13 protein-coding genes are annotated in these 16208 nt (G+C 60.8%); 10 read left to right on the top strand and 3 right to left on the bottom strand.

The genetic code is table 11. The annotated features are described in order from the left end of the window. Positions 1 to 187: 187 nt before the first annotated feature. Entirely contained in the window at positions 188 to 1612 is a 1425-nt protein-coding gene (gene pyk / locus HJO_RS03885; protein ID WP_035613666.1) for a pyruvate kinase, read from the top strand. On the opposite strand, the gene HJO_RS03890 is transcribed toward pyk, so the two are convergent. Continuing rightward, a complete protein-coding gene (locus HJO_RS03890; protein ID WP_051618141.1) occupies positions 1599 to 2141 on the bottom strand; it encodes a retropepsin-like aspartic protease family protein in 543 nt (180 codons plus the stop codon). The two genes, pyk and HJO_RS03890, sit on opposite strands and share 14 nt — an antisense overlap. Then, entirely contained in the window at positions 2138 to 2332 is a 195-nt protein-coding gene (locus HJO_RS03895; protein WP_035613671.1) for a DUF1289 domain-containing protein, read from the bottom strand. Before HJO_RS03895 ends, HJO_RS03890 begins: the two co-directional genes overlap by 4 nt. Positions 2333 to 2471: 139 nt before the next feature. On the opposite strand from HJO_RS03895, the gene HJO_RS03900 reads away from it, so the two are divergent. The 4 genes from HJO_RS03900 to HJO_RS03915 all read left to right on the top strand — a co-directional run bounded on the left by HJO_RS03900 (position 2472) and on the right by HJO_RS03915 (position 7343). Continuing rightward, a complete protein-coding gene (locus HJO_RS03900) occupies positions 2472 to 3467 on the top strand; it encodes a nicotinate-nucleotide--dimethylbenzimidazole phosphoribosyltransferase (RefSeq protein WP_035613674.1) in 996 nt (331 codons plus the stop codon). Positions 3468 to 3594: 127 nt separating this feature from the next. Beyond that, a complete protein-coding gene (locus tag HJO_RS03905; RefSeq protein WP_035613677.1) occupies positions 3595 to 4791 on the top strand; it encodes an acyl-CoA dehydrogenase family protein in 1197 nt (398 codons plus the stop codon). Positions 4792 to 4814: 23 nt separating this feature from the next. Continuing rightward, positions 4815 to 5969, top strand: a complete 1155-nt coding sequence (locus HJO_RS03910) for an acyl-CoA dehydrogenase family protein (RefSeq protein ID WP_035613680.1) — start codon at positions 4815 to 4817, stop codon at positions 5967 to 5969. 135 nt (positions 5970 to 6104) lie between these two features. Further along, positions 6105 to 7343 carry a glycosyltransferase family 4 protein gene (locus HJO_RS03915; RefSeq protein ID WP_162173767.1) on the top strand — a complete coding sequence of 413 codons (1239 nt, stop codon included), beginning with the start codon at positions 6105 to 6107 and terminating at the stop codon, positions 7341 to 7343. 28 nt (positions 7344 to 7371) lie between these two features. Here HJO_RS03915 and HJO_RS03920 read toward each other — a convergent pair whose 3' ends face one another. Continuing rightward, positions 7372 to 8493 carry an NAD(P)/FAD-dependent oxidoreductase gene (locus HJO_RS03920; protein ID WP_035613686.1) on the bottom strand — a complete coding sequence of 374 codons (1122 nt, stop codon included), beginning with the start codon at positions 8491 to 8493 and terminating at the stop codon, positions 7372 to 7374. Positions 8494 to 9197: 704 nt separating this feature from the next. On the opposite strand from HJO_RS03920, the gene HJO_RS03925 reads away from it, so the two are divergent. The 5 genes from HJO_RS03925 to HJO_RS03945 all read left to right on the top strand — a co-directional run bounded on the left by HJO_RS03925 (position 9198) and on the right by HJO_RS03945 (position 16181). Then, positions 9198 to 10484, top strand: a complete 1287-nt coding sequence (locus HJO_RS03925; RefSeq protein ID WP_084141429.1) for an outer membrane beta-barrel protein — start codon at positions 9198 to 9200, stop codon at positions 10482 to 10484. A gap of 119 nt (positions 10485 to 10603) precedes the next feature. Beyond that, positions 10604 to 12931, top strand: coding sequence for a GNVR domain-containing protein (locus HJO_RS03930; protein ID WP_162173768.1), 2328 nt, complete (start codon positions 10604 to 10606; stop codon positions 12929 to 12931). 49 nt (positions 12932 to 12980) lie between these two features. Next, entirely contained in the window at positions 12981 to 14123 is a 1143-nt protein-coding gene (locus tag HJO_RS03935) for a glycosyltransferase family protein (RefSeq protein ID WP_051618145.1), read from the top strand. Positions 14124 to 14125: 2 nt separating this feature from the next. Continuing rightward, positions 14126 to 15412 (top strand): O-antigen ligase family protein, encoded by a 1287-nt coding sequence (locus tag HJO_RS03940; RefSeq protein ID WP_162173769.1) that lies wholly within the window; start codon positions 14126 to 14128, stop codon positions 15410 to 15412. Positions 15413 to 15440: 28 nt separating this feature from the next. After that, a complete protein-coding gene (locus HJO_RS03945; protein WP_051618147.1) occupies positions 15441 to 16181 on the top strand; it encodes a polysaccharide deacetylase family protein in 741 nt (246 codons plus the stop codon). Positions 16182 to 16208: the final 27 nt, after the last annotated feature.

The following is a 16208-nucleotide window of genomic DNA, read 5'->3' on the forward strand; positions in this document are numbered from 1 at the left end:
CCGAGGAATACGAAAAGACGATCTCACTGGTCTGGTAACTCCGAGATGCGTCCAGACGGGCAATCAGGCGCAGGCGCCGTTCACATATTTGGATAAATCGGCATGTTGGCGCTATCATCGCTACTGGTGACCCGCCGCCGAGTCGCATATGACGGTCCACGCAACTGCTCGCCATTGGAGAACTCAGATGAGCCAGAACCGACTTCGCGGCGAGAATGCCAAGATCGTGGCGACGCTTGGACCGGGCAGTCGCTCGCGCAAGGAAATACGCGCGCTGGCAGAGGCCGGCGTGGATGTTTTCAGATTGAATTTCAGTCATGGCGAACATGAGGCCCATCGTGAAGCCCTCGAGGCTGTGCGTGCAGCCGAGGCCGCGACGGGACAACCATTGGCGACGCTTGCAGACCTGCAGGGCCCGAAAGTACGTGTCGGCAAGTTTCCCGGTGGGGCCATGCGCCTGGCCTTCCGGGCCGAGTATGAGCTGGTCGCGGCGGACAGTACGGACCGCGATGACGTTATCCCTGTGCCGCACGCAGAAATCGTCGCCGTGCTGGACGTCGGTGACACGATCCTGGTTGATGACGGAAAACTCATCCTGACCGTGACGCAGGCCGGCAAGCAGCCGCGGGTGCGGGCGGAAGTGCCGGGCAAGCTGGGCGACAGGAAGGGGTTCACGGTGCGCGGCAAGGCGCTGCCGGTTCAGGCCCTGACCGACAAGGACAGACGGGACCTGGCGTTTGCACTGGAGATCGGTGTGGACATTGTGGCGCTGTCCTTCGTGCAGACGGTTCAGGACGTGATGGATGCCAAGGCAATCATCGCCGGCCGGGCGCCGTTGGTGGCGAAACTGGAAAAGCCGGCTGCGATCACGAACCTGCTCGCCATCGTGGAGGCTGCGGATGCGGTGATGGTGGCGCGCGGTGACCTGGGCGTTGAATTCGCGCCGGAAGAGGTGCCCGTGATCCAGCGGCGTATCGTGCGGGCCGCACGGGCGGCTGGGCGACCGGTGATCGTCGCCACACAGATGCTGGAGTCGATGATCGAAAATGCGGCGCCGACCCGCGCCGAAGCCAGCGATGTTGCCACCGCGATCTACCAGGGCGCAGACGCGGTGATGCTGTCAGCCGAGACAGCCGTCGGGCGTCATCCCGCCACGGCGGTTGCGATCATGGCGAGAATTATCCGGGCCACCGAAGACGCGGACGATTATTGGCGCTCGATCGCGGAATTTGATGGCGATGCCCTGGGCCGGAACGGGATCGACGTGGTGGCTGAAACGGCGCAGGCGCTGGCGGCGGCTGAGGGCGCCGGGGCGCTTGCACTGAGGACTGGCGCGTTTGACCGTCTGGCCCGGTTCTCGAGGGTCCGGGGAGCGGCACCCATCCTTTACGGCTCGCTGGATGACCAGCGCCTGCGCCAGGCCTGCCTGCTGTGGGGTGTGCACCCGCAAAGGCTGAATGCCGGCGAAACGACCTGGTACAGGGACCTGATGAATGCAGCGGGCCTGAAAGGGCGTGTGGCCTATGCGCGCTGGGCCGGAGACGACTCCCGGTTCGCGTGGGAAATCGGCATCGGCGCGGGCAGTGATGCACCGGCTGTCACTGACGTATGATCAATTGGCTTTTTCGGAATTCGTATGAGTAGAGCTCGCCCAGAAACGTCATTCCCAGCAGAGACTGTTCCAGTCCCTCGTGCAGCACCATGGCTTCGACGTCCTGGACCTCTACCCGGCCAATCCGAATCTTGTGGAGGGTAACGGCTGCGCCATGAACGATGCCTCCCGCCGTGCGGATTTCCCATTTGAAGTCGAGCTCTTCCGGCTTCAGTCCCATGCGTTGGGCGTCGCGATAGGTAATCGCGACCGTGCTCGCGCCGGTATCGATCATGAACTTCACGCCGGTGCCGTCGACATCGGCAAGGGTCCAGTAATGACCGTCCGATTCGCGATTGATGATGGCCGCGTTGGAAAATCCCCGCGACGACGCCGGTTTGACGGACACCGTTGCGGCGATCGGCGTGGCTGCCTGCGGCGTTTCGGCAGCCCGCAGCTTCGGGACGATGAATATGGCCACGGCACCTGCGATCAGAAGGGCGGCGACGGCCACAGTCAGGCTGCTTTCGACAAGGCGGCTCCGGCTCATCGCTTGCCCAGGTCTTCCAGTCTGGACATGCGTGCGGGCAGATCGGCCATGACCTCTTGCCGCCCGTCTTCCCCCATGGCCATCCATCGACCGATCTCAGGCAATGTACGCGCGCATCCGAGGCAGAGCCCGGTCGCCGCGTCAATCGCGCACACTTTGATACACGGGGTCTTGACGGGTGGGGTATTCATCGGGAGTCAGCCTACTTCATCGTGTGATCAGGGCAAGCATGACACGGCAAGCGGTAACAAATCCTTGTCGTGCAGCCCGGACATTCTCTGTTACTAGATAGCCACAAGTCCAGCCGTACGGATCAGGAGACCAGTTTACGTGAGCACCCCAGACAACAATCAGTCTCCATTGGATGATGTCCGGGACCTCATCCACAAGCGGTTCGATCCGGACGAGGCGGCGGGGAACGAAGTCCGTGCCGCGCTGTTGGGAATGGGCCGCGAGGGTGATTTCGGGCGGCTGGGGCAGGCGGCCGAATGGCTGGCCCGATGGCAGCACCGGTATCCGCCAAGAATCGAGAAGCCCGTGCTGGCGATCTTTGCGAGTGCGCATGGCATCGTCGAGGAAGGCGTCTCGCTGTCGAGCAACACCGATACAATTGCGCATGTCGAGGCCCTGCGGGCCGGTACGGCGCCCCTGTCAGCGATTGCAACGCAGGTCGGCGCTGACATTCGCGTGTTCGAGCTCGCGCTCGAACGGCCGACGCCGAGCATTGCCGAGAACGCCGCGATGACCCAGCGCGAATGCGCCGCGACGATTGCGTTCGGCTTCGAGGGAACTGTCGGAGAGCCTGACCTGCTGGCGCTCGCTGTCGCTGGTGCGGGGGTTGGCACGGCTGCCGCCGCGGTCGCGTGCGCACTGTATGGCGGGTCGCCCGATTACTGGGTGCGTCCCAGCAATTTCACACCGCCCGCGCTGTCGAAACGCCGGATTGAACTGGTCGACCGGGCGCTGAAGTTGCATCGCGGCCATCTGTCCGATCCGCTGGAAGCGCTGTGCTGCCTTGGCGGCCGTGAACTGGCCGCCTGTGTCGGCGCGATCATCGCGGCACGCCACCAGGGTGTGCCGGTCGTGCTGGACGGGTTTGCGACCACGATTGCGGCAGGTGTCGTCCATGCCATTGATCCCGCGGCCATCAGCCACTGCCTCGCGTCGCATACGACACGCCGGCCGGCGCACGAAGCCGCATTGGAGCGGCTTGGCCTCAAGCCCCTGATGGAGCTTGAATTCCAGACCGGTGGTGGGCTTGGATCTGCAACGGCGATTGGCCTGTTGAAAACGGCGTGCGCCCCGTTTATCGCCAAACCGGCCTGATTCAGCGGCCGGTAGCCGCGTGGGAAAGTTGACGTTTACGTGCGCGTCACCTTGCCATGTATACGGTTTGACTGACATAGAGGGAGAAAGTCTCTCAAAAATACCAAACCGGAGGAGTTCGCAGCTCATGAACCTTGATTTTTCGCCCGAGGAGGTCGCCTTCCGCGACGAAGTTCGCACGTTCATCGACGCAAACTACCCGAAGGAACTGATGGAAGCCGGGACTCGTGAAGACCTGACCCGCGAGCAGTTCCTCGCCTGGCACAAGATTCTTGGCAAAAAAGGCTGGTCCACGCCTGCCTGGCCGGAAAAATACGGCGGTACCGGCTGGACCTCGACGCAGCGCTACATCTGGTCTGAAGAGAACGCCCGCGTGGACGCGCTGATGCCGCTGCCATTCGGTGTCTCGATGGTTGCGCCGGTGATCTACACATTCGGGACCGAAGAGCAGAAGGCAAAATACCTTCCGGGGATTCGCTCCGGTGATGTCTGGTGGTGCCAGGGGTATTCCGAGCCCGGCGCGGGGTCCGACCTCGCCAGCGTCAAGACGACGGCCGTGCGCGACGGTGACCACTGGGTGATCAACGGCCAGAAGACCTGGACCACGCTGGCACAGCATGCCGACTGGGGCTTCTTCCTCTGCCGCACCGATCCCGACGCGAAAAAGCCCCAGGAAGGGATCAGCTTCATCCTCGTCGACATGAAGACGCCGGGTATTGAAGTGCGCCCGATCAAGCTGATCGACGGCACCCATGAAGTGAACGAGACCTGGCTGACGGATGTTCGCGTCCCTGTCGAAAATCTCGTCGGAAAAGAGAATGAGGGCTGGACCTGCGCCAAGTTCCTGCTGGCCCACGAGCGGTCCGGGATCGCCGGCGTTGCCCGGTCGAAACGCGGCGTTGAACGCCTCCGGTCGATTGCGTCGAAGGAAATGGTTGACGGCAAGCCGCTGATCACCGCCGATGATTTCGCGCGCAAGATCAGCCAGCTCGAGATTGACCTGACTGCGCTGGAATTCACGGAATTGCGGACGCTGGCGTCCGAATCTGCGGGCAAGGGACCAGGCCCCGAAAGCTCGATCCTGAAGATCAAAGGCACCGAAATCCAGCAGCGCCTGACCGAGCTCACGCTCGAAGCGGTTGGCAATTATGGCGCCCCTTACGCCTATGGCATGGAAGCGGCCGGACACAATGACTACGATGTCGGGCCGGACTATTCGAACTTTGCCGCGGAAACGTATTTCAACATGCGCAAGACGTCGATCTATGGCGGGTCGAACGAAATTCAGCGGAACATTATCAGCAAAATGATCCTCGGCCTTTAGGCACTGAGGCAAGGAGGAAACACATGGATTTCAACTTTACTGAAGAACAGACGATGATCCGCGACAGCCTGTCGAGGATGATCCGCGAGCAATACGATTTTGATACGCGCCGCAAGGTTGTCGAATCGGAAGCCGGTTGGCGGCCTGAAATGTGGGCCAAGTTCGCCGAACTCGGCCTTCTGATGGCACCGTTCAGCGAAGAGGACGGCGGTCTCGGCGGCGGTCCGATCGACGCGATGGTGGTGATGGAAGAGTTCGGCAAGGGCCTCGTGGTCGAGCCTTATGTTCCCAGCGTCGTTTGCGGCGGTGGCTTCCTGAAGCGGAGCACGACGGCGCACAAGGAAGAGTTCCTCAGCGGCGTGATGTCGGGCGAGATGGTGTTCGCGTTCGCGTATGCCGAGCCGCGCGGCCGCTACAACCTCGCGGACCTGGAAACGACGGCGAAGAAAGCTGGCGGCGGATTTACGCTCAACGGTCACAAGGCCGTCGTGATCGGCGCGCCCTGGGCGACACACTTCATTGTCACCGCCCGCACGTCGGGTGACCGGCGCGACCGTGGCGGCGTGACCGTGTTTGTCGTGCCCAAGGATGCCAAGGGTGTATCGACGCGGGACTATCCGACCGTCGATGGACGCCGGGCATCAGAGGTCTATTTCGAGGATGTGTCGGTTGGCGCAGACGCCGTGATCGGCGACGTCGATGGCGGCCTCCCGCTGGTCGAACTCGTGGCGGATGAAGCGATTGCGGCGCTGTGCGCCGAGGCGAGCGGCGCGATGAAGGTCGCACACGCCATGACCGTGGAATATTCGCGCAATCGCAAACAGTTCGGTGTCGCGATCGGCAAGTTCCAGGTGCTGCAGCATCGCATGGTCGACATGTTCATGGAGCACGAGCAGTCGGTTTCCATGACGTATATGGCGACGCTGAAGCTGGGCGAGGACGAGGTGACCCGCAAGAAAGCAGCATCTGCTGCCAAGGTCCGTATCGGCCAGGGCGGCCGGTTCGTCGGCCAGCAGGCCATCCAGATCCATGGCGGCATGGGCATGACGGATGAGCTGGCTGTCGGCCACTATTTCAAGCGCCTGACGATGATCGATTCCGAATTCGGCAACGTCGATTATCACCTCAAGCGCTATACCGACCTGTCGGCCGAGGACATGCCTGTGGCCGCCGAATAGGATCGGTATCGTTTCGAGACATGAATGCGGCGGCTGGGAAACCGGCCGCCGCTTTTCGTTGTGGCGCCGGGATTGCAGGAAGACTAGCTATCACTACCGATTTGGACGGTCATGACGGATATTGCAGGAAACAATATGGACAAGCCGCGCCCCCTCCGGATGGACATGATCGTGCAGCGCCAGCTGGATGTCATGTCGACGGGGAATTCAGCCTATCTCGCCATATTCCTGCGCGCTGTGAAGGCCGCCGGTGTCGATATCCGGATCGTGTTTGCGCCGATGCGATCATTCGGAAACCGCCCGTGGATGTCCGTTCACCCGGTCTTTTCAGACCTTGCGACCGAGATTGTCGTGCCTTCAAGCCTGCGTATCGCCGGCCGTTACTGGTCGCTGTCGCCGCAGGTTTGGGGCCGGTTCCTGGTGCGCATCGGCAAGGCCGTGCTGAACAGGATCGGGGCCCGACCCGTCATCCACTCCTATCTCGGCGACCCGCTGAGGGCTGGTGAGGCGCGGCAAGTGACGCAAATCGTGGCGCGCCGGGGGCCTGATATCGCCCTCGCGGAATACTCGTCCCTGGGGCCGCTGCTCGACGCGCTTCCGGATGTACCGCATCGCGGCATCCTGCTGCATGACCTGTTTTCACTGCGAGCCGAGCAATTCCGGCAAAAGGGCCGGGAGCCCGACTTCACCGAAGTGACACGCGATGAAGAGGCCCAGCGTTGCCGGTCCTCGACAGCCAATTTCTATGCATCGAAGAATGAGATGAGCGTGCTGGCGCCGCTGGTGCCGGGCGCGAATGCCATATGGTTGCGGCCGGACCCTCCACCGTATTCTGCCGGGGATGGAGATCCCAATCCGCATGCCGTGTTCCTCGGCACCCGTCATGCCGGCAATATCGACGCGCTTCACCACCTTATCGACGACATCTGGCCACGCGTCCTGGAACGCGCTCCTGACGCGGTGCTGAAGGTGGCAGGCTCGATCTGCGCTGACCTCACACCGTCGCAGTTGCAGACCGCAGGCGTGCAGCCGCTCGGCAGGGTGGACGACCTTGGCAGTCTCTCCGGCAGCAACGCTGTCGGCCTTGCGCCGACGCGCATCGGCAGCGGCGTGAGTATCAAGGTCGCCGAATACCTCATGCTGGGGATGCCCTGTGTGGTCTATCCTGTCGCCCTGGAAGGGTTTCTGGACTCGCTGGACGACCTGGTCGTGCGGGCTGACGGGCCGGATGCATTCGCGAAAGAGGTGGCCGATCTGATCGTGGACGCCGGTCGGCGAATGCGCCTGTCTGAAAAGGGGCTCGCGGAAACGCCGGAGCGCCTGTCGAACCGCGAACTGATCGACTACTTCCGCGGCCTGCACCCCCGCGCCTGAGCAGTGGCTGGCGCTGCGAACCCTGGTGTCAGCCGCGGACTTGGCGCACGACTTCTTCAGCGATGGCGAGCGAACTTGTAAGGCCCGGAGATTCGATGCCGAGCAGGTGGACGAGGCCGGCGTGCCCGTGGTGCTGAGGCCCGTCTATCCTGAAGTCGGCGGCCGTTTCGCCGGGGCCATGAAGTTTCGGGCGGCAGCCAGCATAGTCCGGGCTGATCGCGCCGTCCGGCAGCCCCGGCCAGTAGGCCCTGACAGCCGCATAGAAGTCGGCCGCCCGTGTCAGGTCGACGGCGTAGTCCACCTTGTCAGGATCGCCATGGCCGAGCCATTCGACATCGGGTCCGAAGCGCATCTGACCGGCAAGGTCCAGAGTGACGTGAACGCCGAGGCCGCCGGCCACCGGGATTGGATAGATGAGGTGCGAGAACGCCTGTGGTGCCTGGCAGCTGAAATAGCTGCCCTTTGCGAGCGTGAATGGCGGCAGCAGGGACGCGGCGTAGCCTTCCATCGCGCCGGCCAGGCGATGGGCATGGAGGCCTGCACTGTTCACAAGGTGGCGGGTCAGGACTTCATAGCGTTCGCGGCCGCCCACCGAGACCCTGAAGCGCCCGTCCGGCTGGATGGCGATCGCGGTGACGGGCGCGTCAAGCACCAGCGCGCCGCCGAGGTCTTCCAGACCGGCCCGCAAGGCCTCCATGTAGGCGTGGCTGTCGACCAGGCCGGTTTCGCCGGACAGGATGGCCGCGGTGCATGAAAGATTGGGTTCGAGCCGGGTTGCCTGTTGAGGCGTCAGTGCCTGCAGGCCTTCAACGTCGTTGGCCCGGCCGCGCGCCAGCAGGGCATCAAGCTGGGCCGTCTGGCCATCATCGGTTGCGACGACCAGTTTGCCGGACTTTCTGTGCGGCAGGCTGCGGGTGGCCAGGTAATCATACAGCAGCCTGCGGCCCCTGACACAGAGCCGGTGGCGCAGGCTGTCGGTGGGATAATAGAGGCCGGCGTGGATGACTTCGCTGTTGCGCGAAGAAATGCCGGTCCCGATATCGCGGGCTGAATCCAGAACGAAGGTTTCGAGGCCGGCCCGTGCCAGCGCCTCACCACACGCAAGCCCGAGCACGCCTGCGCCAATGACCAGTGCGTCAGTTTCATACATGTGAGACGCAGATCCTGGGTGTCATTCGTTCGTTTCTGTTGTGGAGCACGCCAATCGTGCCAGACTTATGCCATTCTGACCGAACCAGGGCGGAGCGGCCAGCTTCGGGACGTCGGTCCGTCGAGGAGGCGACCGGACTTCCACGTTCCGGACTATCTGGAATTGTGTAGTAGGGCAGGGTGACACTTAAGGGTTAACGGTGTAATTTCCGATCCTATCGAAGCATTGCCTAAAGCGGTAGTGAACACAGCGAACCTGAGGGAAAGTGGTATTCCAGCGTCCGGAACGCGCGATGCGTTGTTGGAACTGGGAGCGGCATTTTAAAATGTTCGTGTCTCTTCAGAATGCAGAGAGATCGGGTCGGGGATGACAAACTACATTAAACTCAGCAAATCCAATGCTGTACGGAAAAGTCAGGAAGGGGCTTCGGGGTTGGAGCGCCGTGGCTCCGAGGCGGCAGTGCCGCCGCATGCTGAATTGCGGTTAATTTGCTTCAATCGATTCAAGTCATTTTCATTGCAGGCGTCTACAAGATGCGTGAATGACGCTGTTTCGAACAGACAGTCGTTAACGTCGTTTTCGGGGGCCGCTCTGGCCGGGCAGAACAATACAGAGGCATCAGGGAGTTGGTCTCGACTTTGCATCTCCGGGGGAGTTGACCAAAGCATCGACCGGCTCAAAATTTACCAAGGGATGAAGTAGAAATGTCGAACTTTAAGCGTTTGTGCCTGCTTGGCGCTGCATCTTGCGGAATTCTGTCGATGACGGCCGAAGCGCAAAACGAAAACTACTACAGTCGCGAAAAATATGAATCTGTTCGTGATCGTCCCCAGCCGGCATTCGACCCAGAGCCTATTCGCGTGGGGACATTCCTCGTGCGTTCCAATGCGAATGGGTCGGTGACCTATATCGACAACGTCCTGGCAACTGACGCAGACACGCAATCCGACGTGATCGCGCGGGTCGGCGTCCAGGGTACGGCGCGGACGAACTGGAACGTCCACGAATTGTCCTTCGATGCGTCAGCCTCGCATAATGAATATCTCGATACCGACAGCGAATCGACGAACGATATTCGTGCTGTTGCGCGCGGCCGGTTCGACGTGTCCCGTGACTTTCACCTCGGTGGCTCGCTTTTCGTCGAGAGCGAAGCTGAGCCCCGTACGGACGTCGCAAACTCGGTTGGCCTCGATGCGCCTGTCGAAGTGGTACGCACGGGTGGCGGTCTCGAAGCCACCTACCAGTCTGACCGTTTCCGCTGGAACAATGCAGCTGACTTTGCCGAGCACGACTACAAGGATGGTCGCATCACGGGCTCGGGCTTGCCATTCGACCAGGATTATCGCGATGTGCAGATCACGTCAGCCCTGTCGCGCCTCTCCTACGCGCTGACGCCAAACGTGGCAGTGTTCGGTCAAGCGACCGTTCGCGAGCGTAGCTATGATCAGACACAGACCCTGGGCGGGGTTCAGCGTTCGCGCGACTCCACCGGATATACAGCCGCCGTCGGTGTGGACTTCGAACTCAACGCGCTTGTCCGCGGTGACGTTGCGGTTGGCTACATGCAGGAAAACAAGAAGGATTCCTTCTTCAAGGATGTCGACGGCCTGTCTGTCGATGCAAGGATGCAGTGGTTCCCCAGCCGCCTCACGACTGTCGGATTTTCGGCCGGCCGTCGCGTTGTGGACATCGGCCTGTTTGAATCGCCGAGCGCGTTGCAGACATCGGGCAGTGTCCGTGTTGACCACGAGCTGCGGCGCAACATCATTCTGTCGGCCGACGCCGTCTACTCGTCGTATGACTATCAGGAAATCGATCGCACCGATGATGTCGCGGAATTCGGCGTCACGGCTACCTACAAAATGAACAAGCGCATGCAGTTCGATGCGTTCGCCCGGCACACGAACCGTGATGCCAGCGGTTCGCAGGTCTCCGGTAGCCCATCCTACGATGTGAACGTCATCGGCGTCGGTCTGAGAATTTATCCCTGAGGGGTCCCGGCTTCGCGAGGAGCCTTTCGTAACCAAGTTGGTACAGTGCCTTGAATAAGACCTACAGTCTCGAAATCCCGTCACAAATGGCCGCTGCCTCCGGTAGCGGAATCGATGACATGCCTATTGATTTCAAGGCGTTGGTAGGCACCGTCTACCGACGGTTCTGGGTCATTGTCACGGGATTTACGGCAACACTGCTCGTCGTTGCCTACCTGACATTCACTCAAACGCCGATTTACAAGGCAAACTCGATCCTTCAACTCGACACGAACAAGGAAAACGTGATCGACCTTGGGAGTGTGCTCGGGGGGCTTGCAGCCAGCACAGCCGTGATCGACACCGAAGTGCGCGTGATGGGATCGAAGTCGCTGCTTACCAAGGTCGCGACCAAGCTCAAGCTGTCCGAAGATCCCGAATTCAACTGGACACTCCGCGAGCAGAAGCCAAGCATTGTCGACAACATCAAGGCGCAGGTTCGGTCATGGTCGGGGCATCAGGCCGAAACCACCGAGCCGTATGCGAACCTGAGCGCAGAAGAGCGCGAAGCAGCGATTCTGGAATCTGTCGTTCAGACACTGATGCAGAAGGTGCATGTCAGCCGGATCGGCACAACGTACCTGATCGATGTCGAAGTGACGAGCACATCGCCGGAGACCGCTGCGCGCGTCGCGGATGCCGTGGCTGACCAATACCGTGTGCAACAGCTGGATTCAAAACTCGAGGCGACACGCCGTGCAACGGCCTGGTTGTCGGAGCGCGTCGCAGGCCTGCGCGATGAAGTCGAGGCGAAGGAACGCCGCGTCGAGGAATTCCGTGCAGAAACCGGCCTGCTGTCAGCCCAGGGCGCGACCCTGACCGAGCAGCAGATCGCGTACAACACGAACCAGAAGAGTGTTCTGGAATCCCAGATGAACCGTGCCAGGGCACGGTACCAGAGCATGAAGCGCCAGATCGATAGTGGCGCGGGCATCGACGCGATTGCCGAAGTGCTCGACTCGTCGGTCATTTCCAACCTGAAAACCCAGCGGGCACAGATTCTTCGCCGGGTGGCAGAACTCGAAACCACACTTGGCCCTGCGCACCCTGAACTCATCGGTGCCCGCAACGAAGCTGAGGATATCGAACGCCAGATCACCGCGGAAGTGAACCGGATTGCGACCAATCTCGAAAGCGAGATGAAAGTCGCCCAGGACCAGTTGAACTCGATCAACTCCAATATCAGTCAATCGACTGCGCAATTGCGGGGCAACAATATCAACCAGGTTCGTCTTCGCGAGCTTGAGCGCGACGCCGAGACAAGCCGCGTGCTGTATGAAGAGTTCATCAGCCGGTCGAAGGAAACACGCGAGCAGGACGACCTCGTCCAGGCGGATGCGAATATCCTGTCGACAGCGACAGTTCCAAGTAGCCCGAGCTCGCCACGCAAGATGCTCAATCTCGTGATCGGTGCGCTGCTTGGCGGCATCATCGGTGGTGGCCTTGCGTTGCTTGCCGAGGTCTTCGACATGAAGATCAGTTCGGCGGAAGACATTGAACGCAAGTTCGGCGTGAGTTCGATCGGATCCGTACCGCTGATCCGCAGTACAAGCTTGCTGCCCTTCTCGCATATCAAGCCGGCCGATTTCCTCGTCGATAATCCATTATCAGCATTTGCGGAAAGTATTCGCTATCTTCGTGCGGCGATCGCCTTCTCGGATCTCGACAGCGAGACCAAGACAGTCGCGATCACCTCGTCATTGCCGGATGAAGGCAAGACCAGCCTTACGCTGAGCCTGGGGCGGATGTCGGCCATGTCGGGATCGCGGACCCTGGTCATCGACGGTGACTTCCGGCGCGGCCAGTTGACGGAAGCTGCCGGACTGTCGCCGGAGATCGGCTTTATCGAGCACCTGTTCGGCGCGGGGCAACTGTCCGATGCAATCACAAAGGACCAGCGCAGCATGCTGGATATCCTGCCGCTTTCGAAGTCAGGTCATGTTCCGCATGACGTATTCGGGACGCGGGCATTCGATGACCTGCTGGCGCGCCTGCGGACAATGTACGATCTCATCCTGATCGATACCGGCCCGCTCCTCCTGATGGCAGAAGCCCGTGTCGTTGCCGGCAAGACGGACAAGACGATCCTGGTCATTCGTTGGCGTCGGTCATTGCGGTCGGCAGTGCGTCAGTCGTTGCACCTGCTGAGCACGTTCAACGCCGATCTCCTGGGTATCACGCTCAACATGGTCGACGTATCGCGTCGCCGCCACCACAAGGATCCAGGTTCGACCTACAAGGCTTACAGCAAGTACTACACGATGGAGACAAAGCGGTCGATTTTCAGCTGGGGCCGGAAGTCCGGTTCGAAAGCCGCCCAGAAAGCCAGTTATCCCTCCGTTGTTTCGAATTCGCTGCGTTCCCACGAGCCACAGCAAGAGTCCGTTGACGAGTTTTCGTCGAACTAACGTGCGCACCAACCGGTCCAGCGCCTGCCAGCGGAGTCACGAGTGAAAAATGACCAGGGTTGCATTTTTCGGTCATGATGCGTCTGACGCTGCGGTGCGCCGCAGGGTCCAGGCGATGCAGGATGATGGTCTGGACGTCACGGGCTTCATGATGCGCCGGCGCGAGGATTTCCAGCCGGCCTGGTTGAATATCGACCTGGGCCTGACCCGCGACGGCGCGTTCCTGCAGCGTGTCCGGCGCATCTTCACCGGTGCGAGGATTGCCGCCGCCGCGCGCGACGATCTTGCGCGTGCCGACGTGATCTACGCCCGTAACCTGGACATGCTGGCGTGCGCATTCCTTGCCAAGAAACACGCCGCACTCGATACACCAGTGATCTACGAGAGCCTTGATGTGCACCGTCTTCTCACGCGGAGGGATCCGATTGGCGCGTTCCTTCGCTGGATCGAAAAGAGCCTGTTGCGACGGACCGTGGGTCTGGTGGTGAGTTCTCCCGGGTTTCTCCGAAATCATTTCGAGCCTCATTATCGAGGGCTCTACAAGCCGTTCATCGTCGAGAACCGGCTGGCAGCGGGCAGCGACTTTGGTCCGCGCCCCCAGCTGAGCGACGGACCACCGCGCGTTGGCCCGTTGACCGTCGGCTGGGTGGGGAATCTGCGCTGCCAACGGTCGTTTGATTTGCTGTGTGCGCTGGCCGACGCCTTTCCCGACACGGTCAAGGTGAGCCTGCACGGCCAACCGGCCAGAGGGGAGATCAGCGTTTTCGAGCCCGAGATCGACGCGCGTCCAAACATGTCCTACGCGGGGCGGTACCGCGCACCGGAAGACCTGGCGGATATCTACGCGTCGCTGGACCTTGTCTGGGCCGGCGACTTCATGGAGGCGGGGTACAATTCCGTCTGGCTCCTGCCCAACCGGATTTATGAAGGGGGCTACTACGCGACACCATCGATCGCGCCGGCCGATACAGAGACCGCGGCGTGGATTGAGGCGCGCTCGTGCGGGTTCACCTTGGCAGAGCCTCTTGAATCCACTTTGCCAGCGCTGGTCGGGCAACTCCTCGCGGACCAATCGACCATCGCGGCCTGCCGTAACCGGTTGCTAGAGCAACCGAATGAGGTGTTTATCCAACCCAACGGATACTTAGCGGAGGTTGTGACGCGGGCGCTTGAGGGGGCGTGCGTCAGATGAACATGGTCAAGCCCATCCAGGTCAATGAGAAGAAGGTGCTCGGGTTTGCCAACCTTTACCGAACCGGGCGCAAGGCGCCGGTCTGGGAGCAGGCGCTGGTGACGATCTGGTTCTTTGTGACCTACCTGCCTTTGGATGGCGTTACGCCCATACGTTATCTGATGGTGGCCTATTTCATCGGAATTGCGGGGATGTATTACCGCGATGTCCTGCCGGTTGTCCTGAAGGCCTGGCCGCTGTTCCTGTTGCCGATCCTCGGTCTGCTTTCGTTCATGTGGTCAGACTATCCGTCGGAAGCGATCCGGTCGGGCGTCCTGATGCTGCTGACGCCCCTGACAATCGTTGTGATCGGGGCACGGCTCAACACACGTCAGGTCCTGCGTTGCCTGATGTTCGCCGGCATCATGACGGCCATCTACGCCGTGCCGTCCATCTCCACGTTTGCCATCGGGGGACCATATGGGAGCGGTGCCAAGAACCTGCTCGCCATCCAGATGTTGTTTGCCATGCTGCTCAGCCTTGCAACCGCACTCAATCAAAAGGAATTCCTGTGGATTCGGCTAGTGGCGGCGCCATTTGTTCCGATCTGCTTCGTGTTCCAGTACATGGCACATTCGGCGACGTCACTCGTGTTTGCTGTTGTCGGCATCGTCGGGTTGCTGACGGTGCGGTACTTGTGGATGAGTATCGGACGCATCCGCCATCTGCGCACGTCGATCTTGATGGCTTCGGTGACGCTTGCGCTTACCGCTGCAGTCGTTGTGCTCAATATGCCAGAGAACACGATCGAAGACGACTTCCTCAACATGCTTGGAAAGGATTCTACCTTCTCTGGCCGGTCGGCGATCTGGCGTGAAGCGGCGCTGGTGAGCCAGGAAAATCCGGTCTGGGGCGTCGGGCTGGAGAGTTTCTGGCAGTATGATGTCGGTGCAGCGCAGACATTGAACGAAAATGACTTCAAGCCATTCGGCACGAAGCTGTCTTTTCACAGCTCGTTCTGGGAAGTCCGCGTGCACCTGGGAATCGTCGGACTGTCACTATTCCTGCTGATCATTGGGTGGTGTTCATACCGAACGCTTTGGTCCTGGTTCAGGACACCCACAATGGACACATCCGCCCTGGTCATCACGGCCGTGATCATCCTTACATCCACGTTCACTGAATCGTATCTCTGGAGCACGTTCAATACGTTGGTAAACCTTCTCTATTTCGGCGCGGTTACAACGCTCGGGGCAGGGAAGCGCGTGTTCCAGGGGCGTGTACCTGTCATCATACAAGAGGCGTCCTGATATGATTCGGAGATTGACTGCGTACAGTATGAAGCCCCTCCGAGCGGGCGTGCTGACCTGCATGCTGTTGTCCGGCTGCATGGGCCCGGATGATGCAGCGGCAGAAGCGTGCCTGCCGGGCGCACTTGGCGTGGCGCGCACGTTGACGCTGACACCGGATTCGCCGCCCGTGTCCGCCCAACTCGTCCCCGGCGAAGTCGTCCTGACATTTGACGATGGCCCGGAGCCTGGCCGCACGCGGGCAGTGCTGGACGCGCTGAGCGCAGAATGCACACGCGCGACGTTCTTCATGCTTGGAGGGCAGGCTGAGGCGTCGCCGGGGCTTGTTCGTGAAGTCGCACGCCGTGGCCATGCGATAGGTGGGCACAGCTACGACCACACCAATTTCACCACGCTGCCGCTGGCGGGTGCGATGAAAAACATGAAGCGGGGAAACACCGCGATATCCGACGCACTCGGTGGCCAGGCTGTCAGCCTGTTTCGCTTTCCCTATGTCGCTCTTAACCAAACCTTGTGGGGGGCGATGCAAGAATCGAAGACGATCGTCGTTGGGGTGGATGTGGATGGGGCAGATTGGACAGACATAAGCAATACGGAATCGGTCGACCTCATCATGTCGCGCCTCGGTCAGAACGACCGCAAGGGGGTGATCCTGCTGCACGACCCGTTCCCGAAATCGGACGAGCGGCTGAAACTATTGATTTCACGCCTCAAATCAGAGCACTACCGTGTGGTCGCGCTCGCGCCAGACGCGAACGTTATCAACTGAAATTCTCCCAGAGACGTTGGCACGGGT

Origin of the sequence: Hyphomonas johnsonii MHS-2, assembly GCF_000685275.1 — a bacterium.
GTDB lineage: Bacteria > Pseudomonadota > Alphaproteobacteria > Caulobacterales > Hyphomonadaceae > Hyphomonas > Hyphomonas johnsonii.